This window comes from Nonomuraea sp. NPDC003707 (assembly GCF_053587055.1).
The window spans coordinates 35412-49753 of the sequence record NZ_JBSFNK010000034.1 but is presented as its reverse complement, the minus strand read 5'-3'; the positions used below and the strand labels follow the sequence as shown (position 1 = coordinate 49753).

The window sequence follows — 14342 nt, the reverse complement described above, 5'->3', positions numbered from 1 at the left end:
ACCAAATGTGTGGGATACTGGACGGGTGAGTCTGGACAGGATCCGCGCGTCGAGCGCCCGAGCCGATTCCCCGCTGACCGCCGCCATCCTGGCGGGGCGATGGATCAGATCCGCCGCGGCCGACGACGAGCACGGAAGGCGCTGGCTGGCCAATCCCGATCCGCACGGCGGGTCGGCGGTCACCTCCGAGCCCTCGTCCCTCTACTCGGGGGCGGCGGGCGTCGTGCTGTTCTTCCTCGAACTGGCCGCGGCCACCGGCCACGAGGCGTACCTGGAGGACGCCAGGCAGGGGGCCCGCAGGCTCGCCGCCACCTGGCGCGAGCAGGACGACGTCTCCCTCTACCACGGGCTGACCGGCACGATGGTCGCGCTCATGGAGGCGGGCTGGGTGCTCGGCGACGGCGCGTTCGAGGCCGAGGCCGCCGCGATCGCGGACGTGATCGTCCGCCGGGGCCGGGAGTCCGAGGGCGGTGTCGGGTGGTCGCGGGATCCCGCGCAGCGTGGCGAGGGTGGCGTCATCCTCGGGCTGCTGCGGGCCGCCGCCCACCTCGGCGTGCCCGCGTACGAGGAGGCGGCCGTCGAGGCGGGCCTGCGGATCGCCCGGCTGCCCGTCCCCGGGCACCGGTTCGGCGACTGCGCCGACCTGCCCGTGGACGCCGTCACGCCCGGCTTCCTCGCCGGCACGGCCGGGACCGCGTTCCTGCTGGCCCGCCTGTACGGGGTGACCGGCGACGAGCGCTTCCTGTTCGCCGCGCGCAGCGGCGCGGCCTTCGTCCGCGAGGTCAGCGTCGTGGCCGGCGGCTGCGCGGTCGTGCCGCACCACGTGCCGCACGCCAGGGAATTGCACTATCTGGGCTTCTGCTCCGGCTCGGCGGGCGTGGCCAGGATGTTCTACGAGCTGTACCGGGTGGGGGGCGACCCCGGCGACCTGGAGTGGGTGGAGCGGCTGGCCAGCGGCATCGTCAAGAGCGGCGTGCCGCGCCGCCGTACCGAGGGCTACTGGAACGTGGCCTGCCAGTGCTGCGGGACGGCCGGGCTCATCGAGTTCTTCGTGGGGCTGTGGGCGGCGACGGGGGAGGAGTCCCACCTGGAGTACGCCCGCGGGCTCGCCACCGACCTGATCGGCCGGGCCACCGACCACGACGGGCGCGGCTACCGCTGGTACCAGGCCTACCGGCGGCTGCGGCCGGGCGAGGTGACGGCCGACACCGGCTACATGGTGGGCGCGGCCGGCATCGGCGCCGCCCTCCTCCACCTCGACGCCGCAGGTCAGGCCGACCATCCGCGCCGCGTCATCCTGCTGCCCGACAATCCGTTCCCCGCCATCCCGCTGCCTGCTTCCGCGCTCCGTTGACAGCGATACCCAGTTTTCCTACTGTTTAACTGGGTATTGAGCCAAGGAGCACATCATGACCGAATGTGACGTCCCCTGCCACCGCGAGCAGGTCGCATGAAGCAGGTCCACCTGGCCGCGCACTTCCCCGGCGTCAACAACACCACCGTCTGGACCGACCCCCGCTCCCGCAGCCAGATCGACTTCGAGTCGTTCGCCGACCTGGCCCGCACCGCGGAGCGGGGCAAGTTCGACTTCTTCTTCCTGGCCGAGGGCCTGCGGCTGCGCGAGCTGAAGGGCCGCATCCACGACCTGGACGTGGTCGGCCGCCCCGAGTCGCTCACCGTGCTGGCCGCGCTGGCCGCCGTCACCGAACGCCTCGGGCTGGCCGCCACCGTCAACGCCACCTTCAACGAGCCGTACGAGCTGGCCAGGCGGCTGGCCACGCTCGACCACCTCAGCGCGGGCCGGGCCGCCTGGAACGTGGTCACCACCTCCGACGCCTTCACCGGTGAGAACTTCCGCCGCGGCGGCTACCTGGATCGTTCCGAGCGCTACACGCGGGCCGAGGAGTTCGTCCGGCTGTCGCGCGAGCTGTGGGACTCCTGGCGGCCCGACGCCGTGCTCGCCGACCAGGAGAGCGGGCGGTTCCTGCGGCCCGGGTCCGTCTCGGCGGTCAGCCACCGGGGCCGCCACTTCACCGTCGAGGGGCGCTTCAACGTCCCGCGCGGCCCGCAGGGCCACCCCGTGGTCATCCAGGCGGGGGACTCCGACGAGGGCAGGGAGTTCGCCGCGGCCAACGCCGACGTCATCTTCAGCCGCCACGGCACGCTGGAGGAGGGCCGGGCCTTCTACGCCGACGTCAAACGCCGGCTGGCCACGTACGGGCGGCAGCCGCACCAGCTCAAGATCATGCCGGCGGCGACGTTCGCGCTCGGCGACACCGACGCCGAGGCGGCCGAGCGCGCCGCCGAGATCCGCCGCCAGCAGGTGGGGCCGCAGACCGCGATCGCCTTCCTGGAGCAGATCTGGGGCCGGGACATGTCCGCCTACGACCCCGAAGGACCGCTGCCCGACGTGGAGCCCGCCGTCGAGCAGGGCGTCTCCCAGGGCCGGGTGCAGGTGGCCGACCGGGTCGCCGTGGCGGCGCGATGGCGGGCCGTGGCCGAGGAGAAGGAGCTGAGCATCCGCGAACTGGTGATCCACATGACCGGGCGGCAGTCGTTCGTGGGCTCGCCCGCGACCGTGGCCGCGCAGATCGAGGAGTTCGTGCGCACGGACGCCGCCGACGGGTTCATCCTCGTCCCGCACCTCACGCCGGGCGGGCTGGACGACTTCGTGGCCGAGGTGGTGCCGCTGCTGCAGGACCGCGGCGTGTTCCGTACCGACTACGAGGGCGCCACGCTCCGCGAGCACCTCGGGCTGGGAGGCGCGGCATGACGCGGCCACCCCTGCACCTGGCCGTCGCGCTCGACGGCGCCGGCTGGCATCCCGCCGCCTGGCGGGACCCCGCCGTCGACGCGCGGGAGCTGTTCACCGCCCGCCACTGGGCCGGGCTGATCGCCGAGGCCGAGCACGGTCTGCTCGACTTCGTCACCATCGAGGACGCCCTGGGCCTGCAGTCCTCGGGCCTCGACGGGCCCGACGACCGCACCGACCAGGTGCGCGGCCGGTTCGACGCGGTGCTGCTCGCGGCGGCGCTCGCGCCGCTGACCACGCGCATCGGGCTGGTGCCCACGGCCACGACGACGCACACTGAGCCGTTCCACGTGGCCGTCGGCATCGCGAGCCTGGACCACGTCAGCCTGGGGCGCGCGGGGTGGCGGGTCCAGGTCTCGGCCCGCGCCTGGGAGGCGGCTCACTTCGGCCGCAGGGAGATCCCGGCGCTCATCCCCAAACGGGACACGGCGGGCCGGTGGGAGCCCGACGAGCGGGCCCGAGAGCTCATCGCGGACCTCTTCGAGGAGGCGGCCGACGCCGTGGAGGTGGCCAGGCGGCTGTGGGACAGCTGGGAGGACGACGCCGAGATCCGCGACGTGGCCACCGGCCGGTTCGTCGACCGGGACAAGCTCCACTACATCGACTTCGCCGGATCCCGGTTCTCCGTCAAGGGGCCGTCGATCACGCCCAGGCCGCCGCAAGGGCAGCCGGTCGTGACCGTGCTCGACCACGGCGGGTCGCCGGTGCCGTACGAGCTGCCCGCCCGCGCCGCCGACGTCGTCCTCGTCACCCCGCACAGCCGTGACCACGCGCGGGACATCGTCGAGCAGGTCAGGAGCCGTCCCAGGGACGGGCACCCGCTCAAGATCCTGGCCGACCTGCTCGTCCACGTCGGCGACCACGCGGCTGACCGGAAGGACCGGCTCGACGGGCTCGCCGCGCCGCCCGAATCGGACGCGTACACCTTCGCCGGCTCCGCCGCCGAGCTGGCCGACCTGCTGCTGGACTGGCAGGAGGCCGGGATCGAGGGGTACCGGCTGCGGCCCGGCGCCGTGCCGCACGACCTGGCGGCGATCACCCGCGAGCTGGTCCCCGAGCTGCGGCGGCGCGGCGCCTTCAGGAGCCGGTACGAGGCCGCCACCCTGCGCGGGCACCTCGGCCTGCCGCGCGCGATCAACCGTTACGCCTCCCAGAAAGCAGATATTGCGTGAAATTTCTGGCCATCACCTTGATCGCTCATGACGGCCGCACGTCCACCAACGAGCGATTCCGCGAGGTCGTCTCCAACGCGGTCCTGGCCGAGGAGCTCGGGTTCGACGGGTTCGGGGTGGGGGAGCGGCACGAGCGGCCGTTCATCTCCTCCTCCCCGCCCGTGGTGCTCAGCCACATCGCCGCCCGGACCTCCCACATCCGGCTGTTCACCGCGGTCACCACGCTCAGCCTGCTGGACCCGGTCCGGGCGTACGAGGACTACGCCACCCTCGATCACCTGTCCGGCGGGCGGCTCGAACTGATCATCGGCAAGGGGAACGGCGCCGCCCAGGCCCAGCTCTTCCACGTCACCGCCGAGGACCAGTGGGAGCGCAACCGCGAGTCGTACGAGCTGTTCCGCAGGCTGTGGCGGGAGGACAAGGTCACCTGGGAGGGGCGGTTCAGGCCGTCGCTGACCGAGGCCGAGACCTGGCCGCGCCCGCTCCAGCGGCCGGTGCGCGTCTGGCACGGCAGCGCCACCAGCAAGGAGTCGGTGGACCTGGCCGCGCGCTTCGGCGACCCGCTCTTCTCCGCGAACGTCACCAACCCCATCGAGCCCTACGCCGAGCTGATCGAACACTACCGGGAGCGGTGGGCGCACTACGGGCACGACCCGGCCGAAGCCCTGGTCGGAGCGGGCACCGCGGGCTACTACGCCGCGAAGACCTCGCAGGAGGCCATCGAGACGTACCGGCCGATCTTCGAGGCCCGCCAGGAGACCTTCAAGCGGTACGGCGCCCCGCTCGTCTTCCACTCGCTGGAGGACGCCATCGAGCGCAGCTCCATCCTGGTCGGGAGCCCGCAGCAGATCATCGACAAGGTGCACCGCTACCACGACCGGTTCGGGCACGAGGTGATGCACCTGCACGCGGACGCCGACGGGCTGACGGACGCGCAGCACCGCTCGGCGCTGGAGCTGTTCCAGTCGGACATCGCTCCCGTGCTGCGCAAGGAGATACCCAGCAGGCCGCTCCCGTTCCCCGGAGGCTCCTCATGACGGTCCCCCTGTCCATCCTCGACCTGGCGCCGATCCCCTCCGGCGGGACCGGCCGGGACGCGATCCGCAACACCGTCGACCTGGCGCGGCAGGCCGAGTCCTTCGGCTACCACCGGTACTGGCTGGCCGAGCACCACTTCGCGGCGGGTGTGGCCAGCTCGGCGCCCGCCGTGCTCATCGGGCTGGTCGCCGCGGCGACCGGCCGGATCCGGGTCGGCTCGGGGGCGGTGCAGCTCGGTCACCAGACGCCGCTGGCGGTGGTGGAGCAGTTCGGCCTCCTGGACGCGGCCCATCCGGGGCGCATCGACCTGGGTCTCGGCCGCTCCGGCCAGCGCCGCGCCGAGCTCGCCCGCCCCTCGGAACGTCCCCCGGAGCCTCCTCCTTCCGAGGCGAGGGTGGTGGACGGGCTGCTCATCCCGCCCCCGTTCGACTTCTCCGCGCTGATCAGGGCGGCGCCGCACCTCGCCGTCCAGGCCTCCCTCCTCCAGCAGCCCGGCGCCGAGACGCCGGACTTCGCCGACCAGCTCGACGACGTCCAGGCGTTCCTGGCCGGCACCTACACCTCCGCCGACGGGCGGAGCGCCCATGCGATCCCGGGCGAGGGCGCGGACGTCGAGGTGTGGATCCTGGGCAGCAGCGGCGGCCAGAGCGCGCAGGTGGCGGGGGAGCGGGGCCTGCCGTTCGCCGCCAACTACCACGTCAGCCCGGCCAGTGTGCTGGAGGCGGTGGAGGCGTACCGGGAGGCGTTCAAGCCGTCCGACGTCCTGGAGGAGCCGTACGTGATCGTGTCCGCCGACGTCGTCGTGGCGCGGGACGCGGCCACGGCGCGGGAGCTGGCCAAGCCCTACGGCCTGTGGGTACGCAGCATCCGCACCGGGCAGGGCGCGATGCCGTACCCCACGCCGGAGGAGGCAGACGCCCACGTGTGGAGCGAGGAGGACAGGAAGCTGGTGGCCGACCGCCTCGACACCCAGTTCGTCGGGGACGCGGAGGCGGTGGCGGACGGGCTGCGGGTGCTCCAGCGGGTCACCGGGGCCGACGAGCTGCTGATCACCACCATCACGCACGGCCACGCCGACCGCGTCCGCTCGTATGAGCTGCTCGCGGACGCCTGGCGGTAATTCATGTATGTCCAGTAGGAAAAGTTGACTTTAGGGACCGGGGAACGTAGTTTCGTAGGCATGGGCCTTTACCTGACCCGGCGCCCGCACGTGGACTTCGGCCACGTCGCCAGCGCGCAGTGTCGCTGATCACGTACCGCTGAACCCCCCTCTCTCCCCTTCAGAGGAAACAACGTGATCAAGACCAGACATGCCCTCCTGGCCGCCTTGATGTCCGCCGTCCTGGCGGCCTGCGGCACGGCCCAGGCGAACCCCCAACAAGAGGTGAAGGTGCTGCGCTACCAGGGCAGCGCCGGCAACGTCACCTTCCCCGAACTGGCCGAGGAGCTCGGCTATCTCGGCGACGTCAAGCTCAAGTGGGTCGGCAACACCACCTCCGGCCCCCAGGACATCCAGTCGGCCGCGACCGGGCAGACCGACTTCGGCGGCGCCTTCAACGGCGCCATCGTCAAGCTCAAGGCCGCCAAGGCGCCGATCAAGGCCGTGATCGGCTACTACGGCTCCGACCAGGCCACCTACAACGGCTATTACGTCAAAGAGGACAGCCCGATCAGGTCCGCCCGGGACCTGATCGGCAAGAAGATCGGCGTCAACACCCTCGGCGCCCACCACGAGGCCGTCATCAAGGAGTACCTCAAGCGCGAAGGGCTGACGCCCGAGGAGGTCAAGCAGGTCCAGCTCGTGGTGATCCCGCCGGTCAACACCGAGCAGGCCCTGCGCCAGGGGCAGCTCGACGTCGGCACCCTCGGCGGCGTGCTCAGGGACAAGGCGCTGGAACGTGGCGGCCTGCGCCCCCTGTTCAAGGACGTGGACCTGTTCGGGCCGTTCACCGCCGGGTCCGTCGTGCTCCGCGAGGACTTCATCGCCGCCAACCCCCACACCGTCAAGACGTTCGTGACCGGATTCGCGAAGGCCATCGAGTGGGCGCAAACCCACTCGCGCGAGGAGGTCGTCGCCAAGTTCCAGCAGATCATCGCCAAGCGCGGCCGCAACGAGAGCGCCGACGCCGTGCGGTTCTGGAAGAGCACCGGCATCGCCGCCAAGGGCGGTGTCATCGCCGACCAGGAGTTCAAGACCTGGACCGGCTGGCTGGAGCGCGAGGGCGAGATCAAGCCCGGCCAGGTGAAGGTCTCCGACCTCTACACCAACCAGTTCAACCCCTATGCCGGCGGGAGCGGGTCATGACCAAGATCAGCATCCGGAACGTGGCCAAGACGTTCCAGGTCAGGGACGCCGACCAGCCGTTCACCGCGCTGTCCGGCATCGACCTCGACGTGCGCGAGGGCGAGTTCCTCACGCTCGTCGGCCCCAGCGGCTGCGGCAAGTCCACCCTGCTCGACCTCATCGCCGGGCTGACCGCGCCGACGTCCGGCGAGATCCTCATCGACGGCGCGCAGGTGACCGGGCCCGGGCTCGACCGGGGCATCGTCTTCCAGCAGTACGCGCTGTTCCCCTGGCGCACGGCGCAGTCCAACGTCGAGTTCGGGCTGGAGGCCAAGGGCGTGCCCAGGAAGGAACGGGCGCGGCGGGCCCGCGAGCACCTCGCGCTCGTGGGGCTGGCCGGGTTCGAGGAGCGCTATCCGCACGAGCTGTCCGGCGGCATGCGCCAGCGGGTGGCCATCGCGCGCAGCCTCGCGTTCGACCCCGACGTGCTGCTGATGGACGAGCCGTTCGCCGCCCTGGACGCGCAGACCCGCGAGTCCCTCCAGGAGGAGCTCGTGCACGTGTGGGAGCAGACCGGCAAGACCGTCGTGTTCATCACGCACGGCATCGACGAGGCCGTCTACCTCGGGCAGCGGGTCGCCGTCATGACCTCCCGGCCGGGGCGGATCAAGGAGGTCATCGACGTGCGCTTCGCCTCGCGCGAGGGAGATCTGCGGGCGGATCCGGTGTTCGGGGAATACCGGCACCGGGTGTGGGGGCTGCTGCGGGAAGAGGTCGCGGCGGCGCAGGTGCAGGAGCGGAAGGTGGCGACCAGTCGTGGCTGACCAGAAACTGCTCCCCGGCGACGTCCACCAGTACTACGAGGCCACCCCGGCTCCAACTCCGGCCTCGACTCCGGCTCCGACCTCGGCTTCGGCCTTGACGGAGCCGTCGCGCCGGCGGCTTCTCGGCGGGCGGTGGCTCAGGCGGGCGGTCACGAACTCCACCGCCATCCTGCTCCTCCTCGCCGCCTGGGAGGTGCTGCCCAGGCTCGGCGTCGTCGACCCCGTCTTCGTCCCGCCGCTCTCGGAGAACCTCGTCGCCTGGTACGACCTCCTCGTCGGCGGCCAGCTCCCCGAGCACCTCGAGGCGTCCCTCGCCCGCTCGCTGTCCGGCTTCGGCCTGGCCATCGTGCTGGCGATCCCGCTCGGCCTGCTGATCGGCTGGTACAAGCCGGTCGCCGACTTCCTCACCCCGCTGCTGGAGCTGTTCCGCAACACCTCGGCGGTGGCGCTGCTGCCGGTGTTCACGCTGATCCTGGGCATCGGGGAGACGACGAAGGTCACCTTCGTGCTGTACGCGTGCGCGTGGCCGATCCTGCTCAACACGATCAGCGGCGTGAAGACCGTCGAGCCGCTGCTCATCAAGTCGGCCAGGTCGATGGGCCTCGGCCCGGTCCGCCTGTTCCAGAAGGTGATCCTGCCCGCCGCCGTGCCCACCATCTTCACCGGGGTGCGGCTGGCGGGCGCGTACTCGATCCTCGTCCTGCTCTTCGCCGAGATGGTGGGCGCCAAGGCCGGACTCGGGTATCTCATCCTCGACACCCAGTCCAGCTTCCGCATCCCCGACATGTACGCGGGAATCATCACGATCTCCGTACTCGGCCTGCTGTTCAACCTGCTCCTGGTCGGCGTCGAGCGCCGCTTCTCCACCTGGAGGACCACTTGACGAGAAAGCTCCACCTGAACGCCTTCCTCATGGGCGTCGGCCACCACGAGGCGGCCTGGAGACACCCCCGAACCGAACCCGCCCGCCTCACCGACGTCCGCCACTACCAGGAGCTCGCCAGGATCGCCGAACGCGGCAAGCTCGACTCCGTCTTCCTCGCCGACGGCGTGGCCCTGCACGGCAACGTCCGGCACAACGCGCTCGGCGGCCTCGAACCCCTGACCCTGCTGTCGGCCCTGGCCGCCGTCACCGATCACATCGGCCTCATCGCCACCGTGTCGACGACGTACAACGAGCCCTTCCACGTGGCCCGCAAGTTCGCCTCGCTCGACCACATCAGCGGCGGCCGGGCCGGCTGGAACATCGTCACCTCCGCCGGCGAGGCCGAGGCCCGCAACTTCGGCATCGTCCGTCCCTCGCACGCCGACCGCTACGCCAGGGCCGGCGAGTTCCTGGAGGTCACGCGGAAGCTGTGGGACAGCTGGGAGGACGACGCGATCCTGGGCGACCGCGTCGCCGGCGACTACGCCGACACCGGCAAGATCCACCCGATCGAGCACGCGGGGGAGCACTTCTCGGTCAGCGGCCCCCTGAACACCTCCCGCTCACCCCAGGGCCACCCGCTCCTGGTCCAGGCCGGGTCCTCGGAGGACGGCAAGGACTTCGCCGCCCGCTACGCCGAGGCCGTCTTCACCGCCCAGCAGACCCTGCGGGAAGGGCAGGAGTTCTACGCCGACCTGAAGCGGCGGCTGGCCGCCTACGGGCGGCGGCACGAGGACGTGCTCATCCTGCCGGGCATCTCGCCGATCATCGGCTCGACCGAGCGCGAGGCGCTGCGGCTGGAGAAGGAGCTGGAGGACCTGATCATCCCCGCGTACGGGCTGGCGCAGCTCTCCCACATGACCGGCATCGACCTCACCGAGGACGCGCTGGACGGGCCCCTGCCCGACGTGCCCGTGGAGACGGAGGGCGCGCAGAGCCGCCGCAAGCTCGTCGTGGACCTGGCCAGGCGCGAGAACCTCACGGTCAGGCAGCTCCTCAACCGCCTGGCGGGCGGCCGGGGCCACCGCGTGCTCGCGGGAACGCCGGAGCAGATCGCCGACCAGCTCCAGGAATGGTTCCTGGCCGGCGCGGCCGACGGGTTCAACGTCATGCCGCCGATCCTGCCCGGCGGCCTGAGCGACTTCGTCGACCACGTGGTGCCGGAGCTGCAGATCAGGGGCCTGTTCCGGTACGAGTACGAGGGGCGCACGCTCCGCGAGAACTACGGCCTGCCCAGACCCCCGTCCCGCTACGCCGCCGGCGGACGCCGCGAAGTGGCGGTGGCGCGATGAGCATCGTGACCCTCGTGGGCAACCCCCGGCCCGGCTCCCGCACGCTCTCGGTGGCGACCTCCGCCGCCCTGGCCGTCGGCGACCGCCTGGGTGCTGCCTCGGAGGCGTACGAGGTCGTGGACCTGTCGGGCCTCGCGCCCCACCTGCTGTCACCCGTCGCGCACCCCGACGTGCGCGCGGCCCTGGAACTGGTGACCGGCGCGAGCATCCTCGTCGTGGCGAGCCCCACCTACAAGGGCACCTACACGGGGCTGCTGAAGTCGTTCCTCGACCGCCTGCCACCGGACGCGCTGGCGGGCACGGCGGCGCTGCCGCTCCTGGTCATGGGGGATCCCAAGCATTCGCTGGCGGTGGAGGTGCACCTGCGCCCGCTGCTGGTGGAACTGGGCGCCTTCGTGCCGACACCGGGACTGGCGGTGCTGGAGTCGCAGATTCCGGAGCTGGGAGAGGTGGTGGCGGGGTGGGCCGATCGTGTGGCGCCGCAGGTGGCCGCTGTGCTCAAGGAAGGGGCGCTTTCGTGACGGAGACGGTGGCCGCCCGGGAGGCCCGCCGAGCCAGAGAGGCCCGCCAGGCCCGGGACGCCCGCCGCACCTCAGACCCCCGCCCTGTGCCCGACTCCCGCCCTGTGCCTGGCTCCCGCAATGGGCGCGCGTCCGAGGCGCCGACGGTGCCTGCGACGCGCCCGGCCCCGGAGGAGCCGGAGAGAAGTGCGGTCGACCCCGACGGGTTCCGTCGGGCGCTCGCCGTACACGCGGCCGGGGTTGTCATCATCACGGCCCAGAACGACGGCATCCCCGTCGGGCTGACGGCCACGTCCTTCTCCTCCGTCAGCCTCGACCCACCCCTGGTCTCGTTCTACGTCGACCAGTCCTCCACCACCTGGCCCTGGCTGCGCGACGCGGACCACTTCGCGGTCAACGTCCTGGCCAGCGACCAGGCCGAGCTGGCCGCCAGGTTCGCGCGCAAGGACATCGACCGGTTCGCCGAGCCCACCCGCTGGCGTCCGGGCCCTCTGGGCGCGCCCCTGCTCCAGGACGTCTCCGCCCACCTCATCTGCCTCCCGCACGAGACCGTGGACGTCGGCGACCACACCCTGGTGGTCGGCCTGGTAGCCGAGGCCAGGGTGCACAGCCCGGGCCGTCCCCTCATCTACCACCAGGGCCGCTTCGGCCGCTTCATCGCCCACCCCTAGAGAAACGACTGAGCGGCCGCCCGGCACATCGCCGGGCGGCCGTTCCATTTCCACCCACAGGGCCCGGACATGCGTATGGCCCTGGCCACGTCATCGGGGCCAGGGCCATGCACAAGGAGCAGAGGTCAGGCGGCGATCGGGGAGTAGGCGGCCGCGTCGCCCTTCAGCACGACACTGGGCCGGCCGTCCACGCCCACCGGCACGTCACCGGCGATCGTGACCCGGTGCAGCCGCCTCGGACGGTTGCCGAAGTCGTGCACCACCCGGTGCTGCGTTGCCCGGTTGTCCCAGATGGCGACGTCGCCGGGTGCCCAGCGCCAGCGCACGGTGTTCTCGACCTCGGTGACGTGCTCCTGGATCAGCCGGATGAGCGAGGCGGACGTGTGCGCCGACAGCCCCACCAGCCGCTTGGCGAAGTCCCCGAGCAGGATCGAGCGTTCGCCGGTCTCCGGGTGCACCCGCACCACCGGGTGCTCGGTCTCGAACACCGTGGAGGCGAACACCTCGGCGCGTTCCCGCGCCCGTTCGGGATCGTCGGAGGTGGCGATGCGGACGTAGTCGTGCTGGTTGGTGTGCACGGCCCGCAGCCGGTCGAGCAGGTCCCGCAGCTCGGCGGGCAGGTGCTCGTACGCGGCCACGGTGTTGGTCCACAGCGTGTCGCCGCCGGCCGCCGGAACGGCGACGGCCCGCAGCACCGACGCCAGCGGCGGCCGGTCCACGAACGTCACGTCCGTGTGCCAGCGATCCACCTTCTGGCCGTCGCGGTAGTCGAGGTCGAGGACGTGGTCGTTCCCGTCGAGCGAGGGGACGGTCGGATGCGCGGCGGTCGGTTCGCCGAGCAACCGGGCGAAGGCCACCTGGCTCTGCTCGTCGAGATGGTCTTGTCCGCGGAAGAAGACCACCTTGTGGCCGAGCAGCGCCAGGCGGATCTCCGCGACGACGCCGGCGGGCAGATCGCCGCCGAGCCGTACGCCGGAGATCTCCGCGCCTATCCGGCCGGCGACGGGGATGATGGACAGGGATGACATGGGATTTTTCCTTCCGTTAGAGGGATTGCCTGCGTTGGGAAGGAAGGACAGAGCGCGCTGGCCACGCGGCAGAAGTCCACGTGACCCCTGATGGTCAGAGCCGTCGTCGTCACGCCATCAAACGTAGATCGCCCTACCTCTAAAGTCAATTGAATTGGTAGGGAATTAGGGTTTCTCTATGTGCAGGTGACCAAGTACGTCATCGGGCCGGAGGCGATGACGTTGGGCAGCCTGGTCTCCATGTATCCGGTGACGGTCTTGCCCGTGGACTCGTCCACCGTGAACTCGCGCTCGATGACCTTGGTCAGCGGATCACCCGGCGGGAAGGCCGCGCCGTCGAGCCAGGCGGCCAAGGTCTCGTCGAAGTACCACTGCGCGTACATCATCTGCTCCATCGGCGCCGACACCGTCACCTTGGCCCGGGCTTTCAAGGTGACCGGGCACTCGCCCCGGTAGGTCGCCGGGGTGACGGAGGCTTCGGTGACCGAGACCACGTGCGGGTATGAATCCGCGGGCGGCTTGCCACCGCAGTCGACCGCGTAGCCGATCGCCTCGCCGCGCGTGACCCTGTCGTTCGCGGTCACCTCCAGCCAGATCTTGCCGGTCTTGCTGATCCACTCGTCCCAGACCCGTTGCGGACGCAGTGCGGCGGCCTGGGTGAAGGTGTGGGTGAACGGCGCGGTGTAGCTGCCGTCGGCCCAGCGCCACCGGTAGCTGATCGTGAGCGGCAGCGACGCGGAGGGCGTCGGGGTGACCTGCGAGAGGATCGTGAACTGTTTGGACGTTCCCGGACAGGGCTGCGGGTTCCGGCTTTCGATGACCTGGGTTCCGGTGATCGTGACCGCGTCGCCGTTCCGGCAGGTGATCGTGAAGGCGGCAGGCTGGGTGGTGGTCGCGTTCGGGGTGAGGACGCGCAAGTACGCCGAGCCGCCGCTCACCTTCGACGGGTCCGTCACCTTCCAGGTGGTCTCCAGCACCGTGGTCAGGTCTCCTCCGAGCATGACCTCGCCGGGGATGGTCGTGCCGTCGCCGCGTACCCACTGGTAGGTGACCTTGGCCGGCTTGGTGACCGCGAGGTCGACGCGGAACACGAACTCCACCGGCCGTCCGCACGGCCCTTCGTACCGCGCGGGCGTCACCCGCGGGTTGGCGGCGGCGGCGACCGGGCCGGGCTGGGGCGGGTCGGTGCAGGTCACGCGGTAGGGGACCTGGGCGGAGTCCGTCACGCGGCCCTTGACGTCCAGGATCTCCAGCCGGCGATGGCCGGAATGGCCGGTCAGGAACGTCCGGCGGGAGCTGACCGCCGTGCTCCGCGCGGTGAGCCACAGCCGCTCGACCGGCTCGGCGCCGCCGTCGCCGTCCACCCACCGGTACGCCACCGCCGCAGGCGTCCTCGACACCGTGATCCGCCCGTCGAACGTCACCGTGCGGCCGGGCGCCCGGCACGCTCCCCGGTACGGCGCGGGCGTGGCCAGCGTGACCCCGATGCGCGTTCTGTCTTCGGAAACGTCCTCCAACCGCAGGGGGTCACACGACACCGTGAAGCGGGCCTTGGCCGAGGTCGCCTTCCGGGGGCTGAGCACCTGCAGCGCCTGCCACCCCGACGTGCTCGCCGCGAACATCTGCCGATCCCGTACGACCACCGCCCCGCCCTTGACCTGGGCCGTGCGGATAGGCCCCTTGGTGCCGTCGCCGCGCAGCCAGCGCCAGAGCGGCGGCCAGTGCCGTCCATGCTCTACGCACCTCGATCTCCTCAATCTCCTCAAGATCGGACT

At 71.4% G+C, this 14342-nt stretch carries 13 protein-coding genes; 11 read left to right on the top strand and 2 right to left on the bottom strand.

Annotated elements, in window-relative coordinates; translation table 11 throughout:
• Nucleotides 1–25 precede the first annotated feature (25 nt).
• The 11 genes from ACWDRB_RS52215 (at nucleotide 26) to ACWDRB_RS52165 (ending at nucleotide 11539) form a co-directional block, all read left to right on the top strand.
• Nucleotides 26–1354: a lanthionine synthetase LanC family protein gene (locus ACWDRB_RS52215; RefSeq protein WP_350736869.1), complete on the top strand. Its 1329-nt coding sequence runs from the start codon at nucleotides 26–28 to the stop codon at nucleotides 1352–1354.
• 96 nt (nucleotides 1355–1450) lie between these two features.
• Nucleotides 1451–2773 carry an NtaA/DmoA family FMN-dependent monooxygenase gene (locus tag ACWDRB_RS52210; RefSeq protein ID WP_449907778.1) on the top strand — a complete coding sequence of 441 codons (1323 nt, stop codon included), beginning with the start codon at nucleotides 1451–1453 and terminating at the stop codon, nucleotides 2771–2773.
• Nucleotides 2770–3984, top strand: coding sequence for an LLM class flavin-dependent oxidoreductase (locus ACWDRB_RS52205; RefSeq protein ID WP_449907776.1), 1215 nt, complete (start codon nucleotides 2770–2772; stop codon nucleotides 3982–3984). The genes ACWDRB_RS52210 and ACWDRB_RS52205 overlap by 4 nt, the downstream gene beginning before the upstream one ends.
• Entirely contained in the window at nucleotides 3981–5021 is a 1041-nt protein-coding gene (locus tag ACWDRB_RS52200; protein ID WP_449907774.1) for an LLM class flavin-dependent oxidoreductase, read from the top strand. Before ACWDRB_RS52205 ends, ACWDRB_RS52200 begins: the two co-directional genes overlap by 4 nt.
• Nucleotides 5018–6142: an LLM class flavin-dependent oxidoreductase gene (locus ACWDRB_RS52195; protein ID WP_449907772.1), complete on the top strand. Its 1125-nt coding sequence runs from the start codon at nucleotides 5018–5020 to the stop codon at nucleotides 6140–6142. The genes ACWDRB_RS52200 and ACWDRB_RS52195 overlap by 4 nt, the downstream gene beginning before the upstream one ends.
• 174 nt (nucleotides 6143–6316) lie before the next feature.
• The gene (locus ACWDRB_RS52190; RefSeq protein ID WP_350736880.1) at nucleotides 6317–7327 is read left to right on the top strand and encodes an ABC transporter substrate-binding protein; all 1011 of its coding nucleotides are present in this window, start codon (nucleotides 6317–6319) and stop codon (nucleotides 7325–7327) included.
• On the top strand, nucleotides 7324–8130 hold the full coding sequence (locus ACWDRB_RS52185; protein ID WP_397373327.1) for an ABC transporter ATP-binding protein: 807 nt from the start codon (nucleotides 7324–7326) through the stop codon (nucleotides 8128–8130). Before ACWDRB_RS52190 ends, ACWDRB_RS52185 begins: the two co-directional genes overlap by 4 nt.
• Nucleotides 8123–9013: an ABC transporter permease gene (locus ACWDRB_RS52180; RefSeq protein ID WP_449907769.1), complete on the top strand. Its 891-nt coding sequence runs from the start codon at nucleotides 8123–8125 to the stop codon at nucleotides 9011–9013. Before ACWDRB_RS52185 ends, ACWDRB_RS52180 begins: the two co-directional genes overlap by 8 nt.
• Nucleotides 9010–10347: an LLM class flavin-dependent oxidoreductase gene (locus ACWDRB_RS52175; RefSeq protein WP_449907767.1), complete on the top strand. Its 1338-nt coding sequence runs from the start codon at nucleotides 9010–9012 to the stop codon at nucleotides 10345–10347. Before ACWDRB_RS52180 ends, ACWDRB_RS52175 begins: the two co-directional genes overlap by 4 nt.
• Nucleotides 10344–10868, top strand: a complete 525-nt coding sequence (locus ACWDRB_RS52170) for an NADPH-dependent FMN reductase (protein WP_449907766.1) — start codon at nucleotides 10344–10346, stop codon at nucleotides 10866–10868. Before ACWDRB_RS52175 ends, ACWDRB_RS52170 begins: the two co-directional genes overlap by 4 nt.
• A 146-nt stretch (nucleotides 10869–11014) precedes the next feature.
• Nucleotides 11015–11539 (top strand): flavin reductase family protein, encoded by a 525-nt coding sequence (locus ACWDRB_RS52165; RefSeq protein WP_449907765.1) that lies wholly within the window; start codon nucleotides 11015–11017, stop codon nucleotides 11537–11539.
• A gap of 125 nt (nucleotides 11540–11664) precedes the next feature.
• On the opposite strand, the gene ACWDRB_RS52160 is transcribed toward ACWDRB_RS52165, so the two are convergent.
• Nucleotides 11665–12567 carry a TauD/TfdA dioxygenase family protein gene (locus ACWDRB_RS52160; protein WP_449907763.1) on the bottom strand — a complete coding sequence of 301 codons (903 nt, stop codon included), beginning with the start codon at nucleotides 12565–12567 and terminating at the stop codon, nucleotides 11665–11667.
• Between the two features lie 176 nt (nucleotides 12568–12743).
• Nucleotides 12744–14324: a hypothetical protein gene (locus tag ACWDRB_RS52155; RefSeq protein ID WP_449907761.1), complete on the bottom strand. Its 1581-nt coding sequence runs from the start codon at nucleotides 14322–14324 to the stop codon at nucleotides 12744–12746.
• Nucleotides 14325–14342: the final 18 nt, after the last annotated feature.

Coding starts and splice junctions, on each gene's coding strand:
- ACWDRB_RS52210 (WP_449907778.1), top strand. CDS start 1,451: ATGAAGCAGGTCCACCTGGCCGCGCACTTCCCCGGCGTCAACAACACC.
- ACWDRB_RS52205 (WP_449907776.1), top strand. CDS start 2,770: ATGACGCGGCCACCCCTGCACCTGGCCGTCGCGCTCGACGGCGCCGGC.
- ACWDRB_RS52195 (WP_449907772.1), top strand. CDS start 5,018: ATGACGGTCCCCCTGTCCATCCTCGACCTGGCGCCGATCCCCTCCGGC.
- ACWDRB_RS52185 (WP_397373327.1), top strand. CDS start 7,324: ATGACCAAGATCAGCATCCGGAACGTGGCCAAGACGTTCCAGGTCAGG.
- ACWDRB_RS52170 (WP_449907766.1), top strand. CDS start 10,344: ATGAGCATCGTGACCCTCGTGGGCAACCCCCGGCCCGGCTCCCGCACG.
- ACWDRB_RS52160 (WP_449907763.1), bottom strand. CDS start 12,567: ATGTCATCCCTGTCCATCATCCCCGTCGCCGGCCGGATAGGCGCGGAG.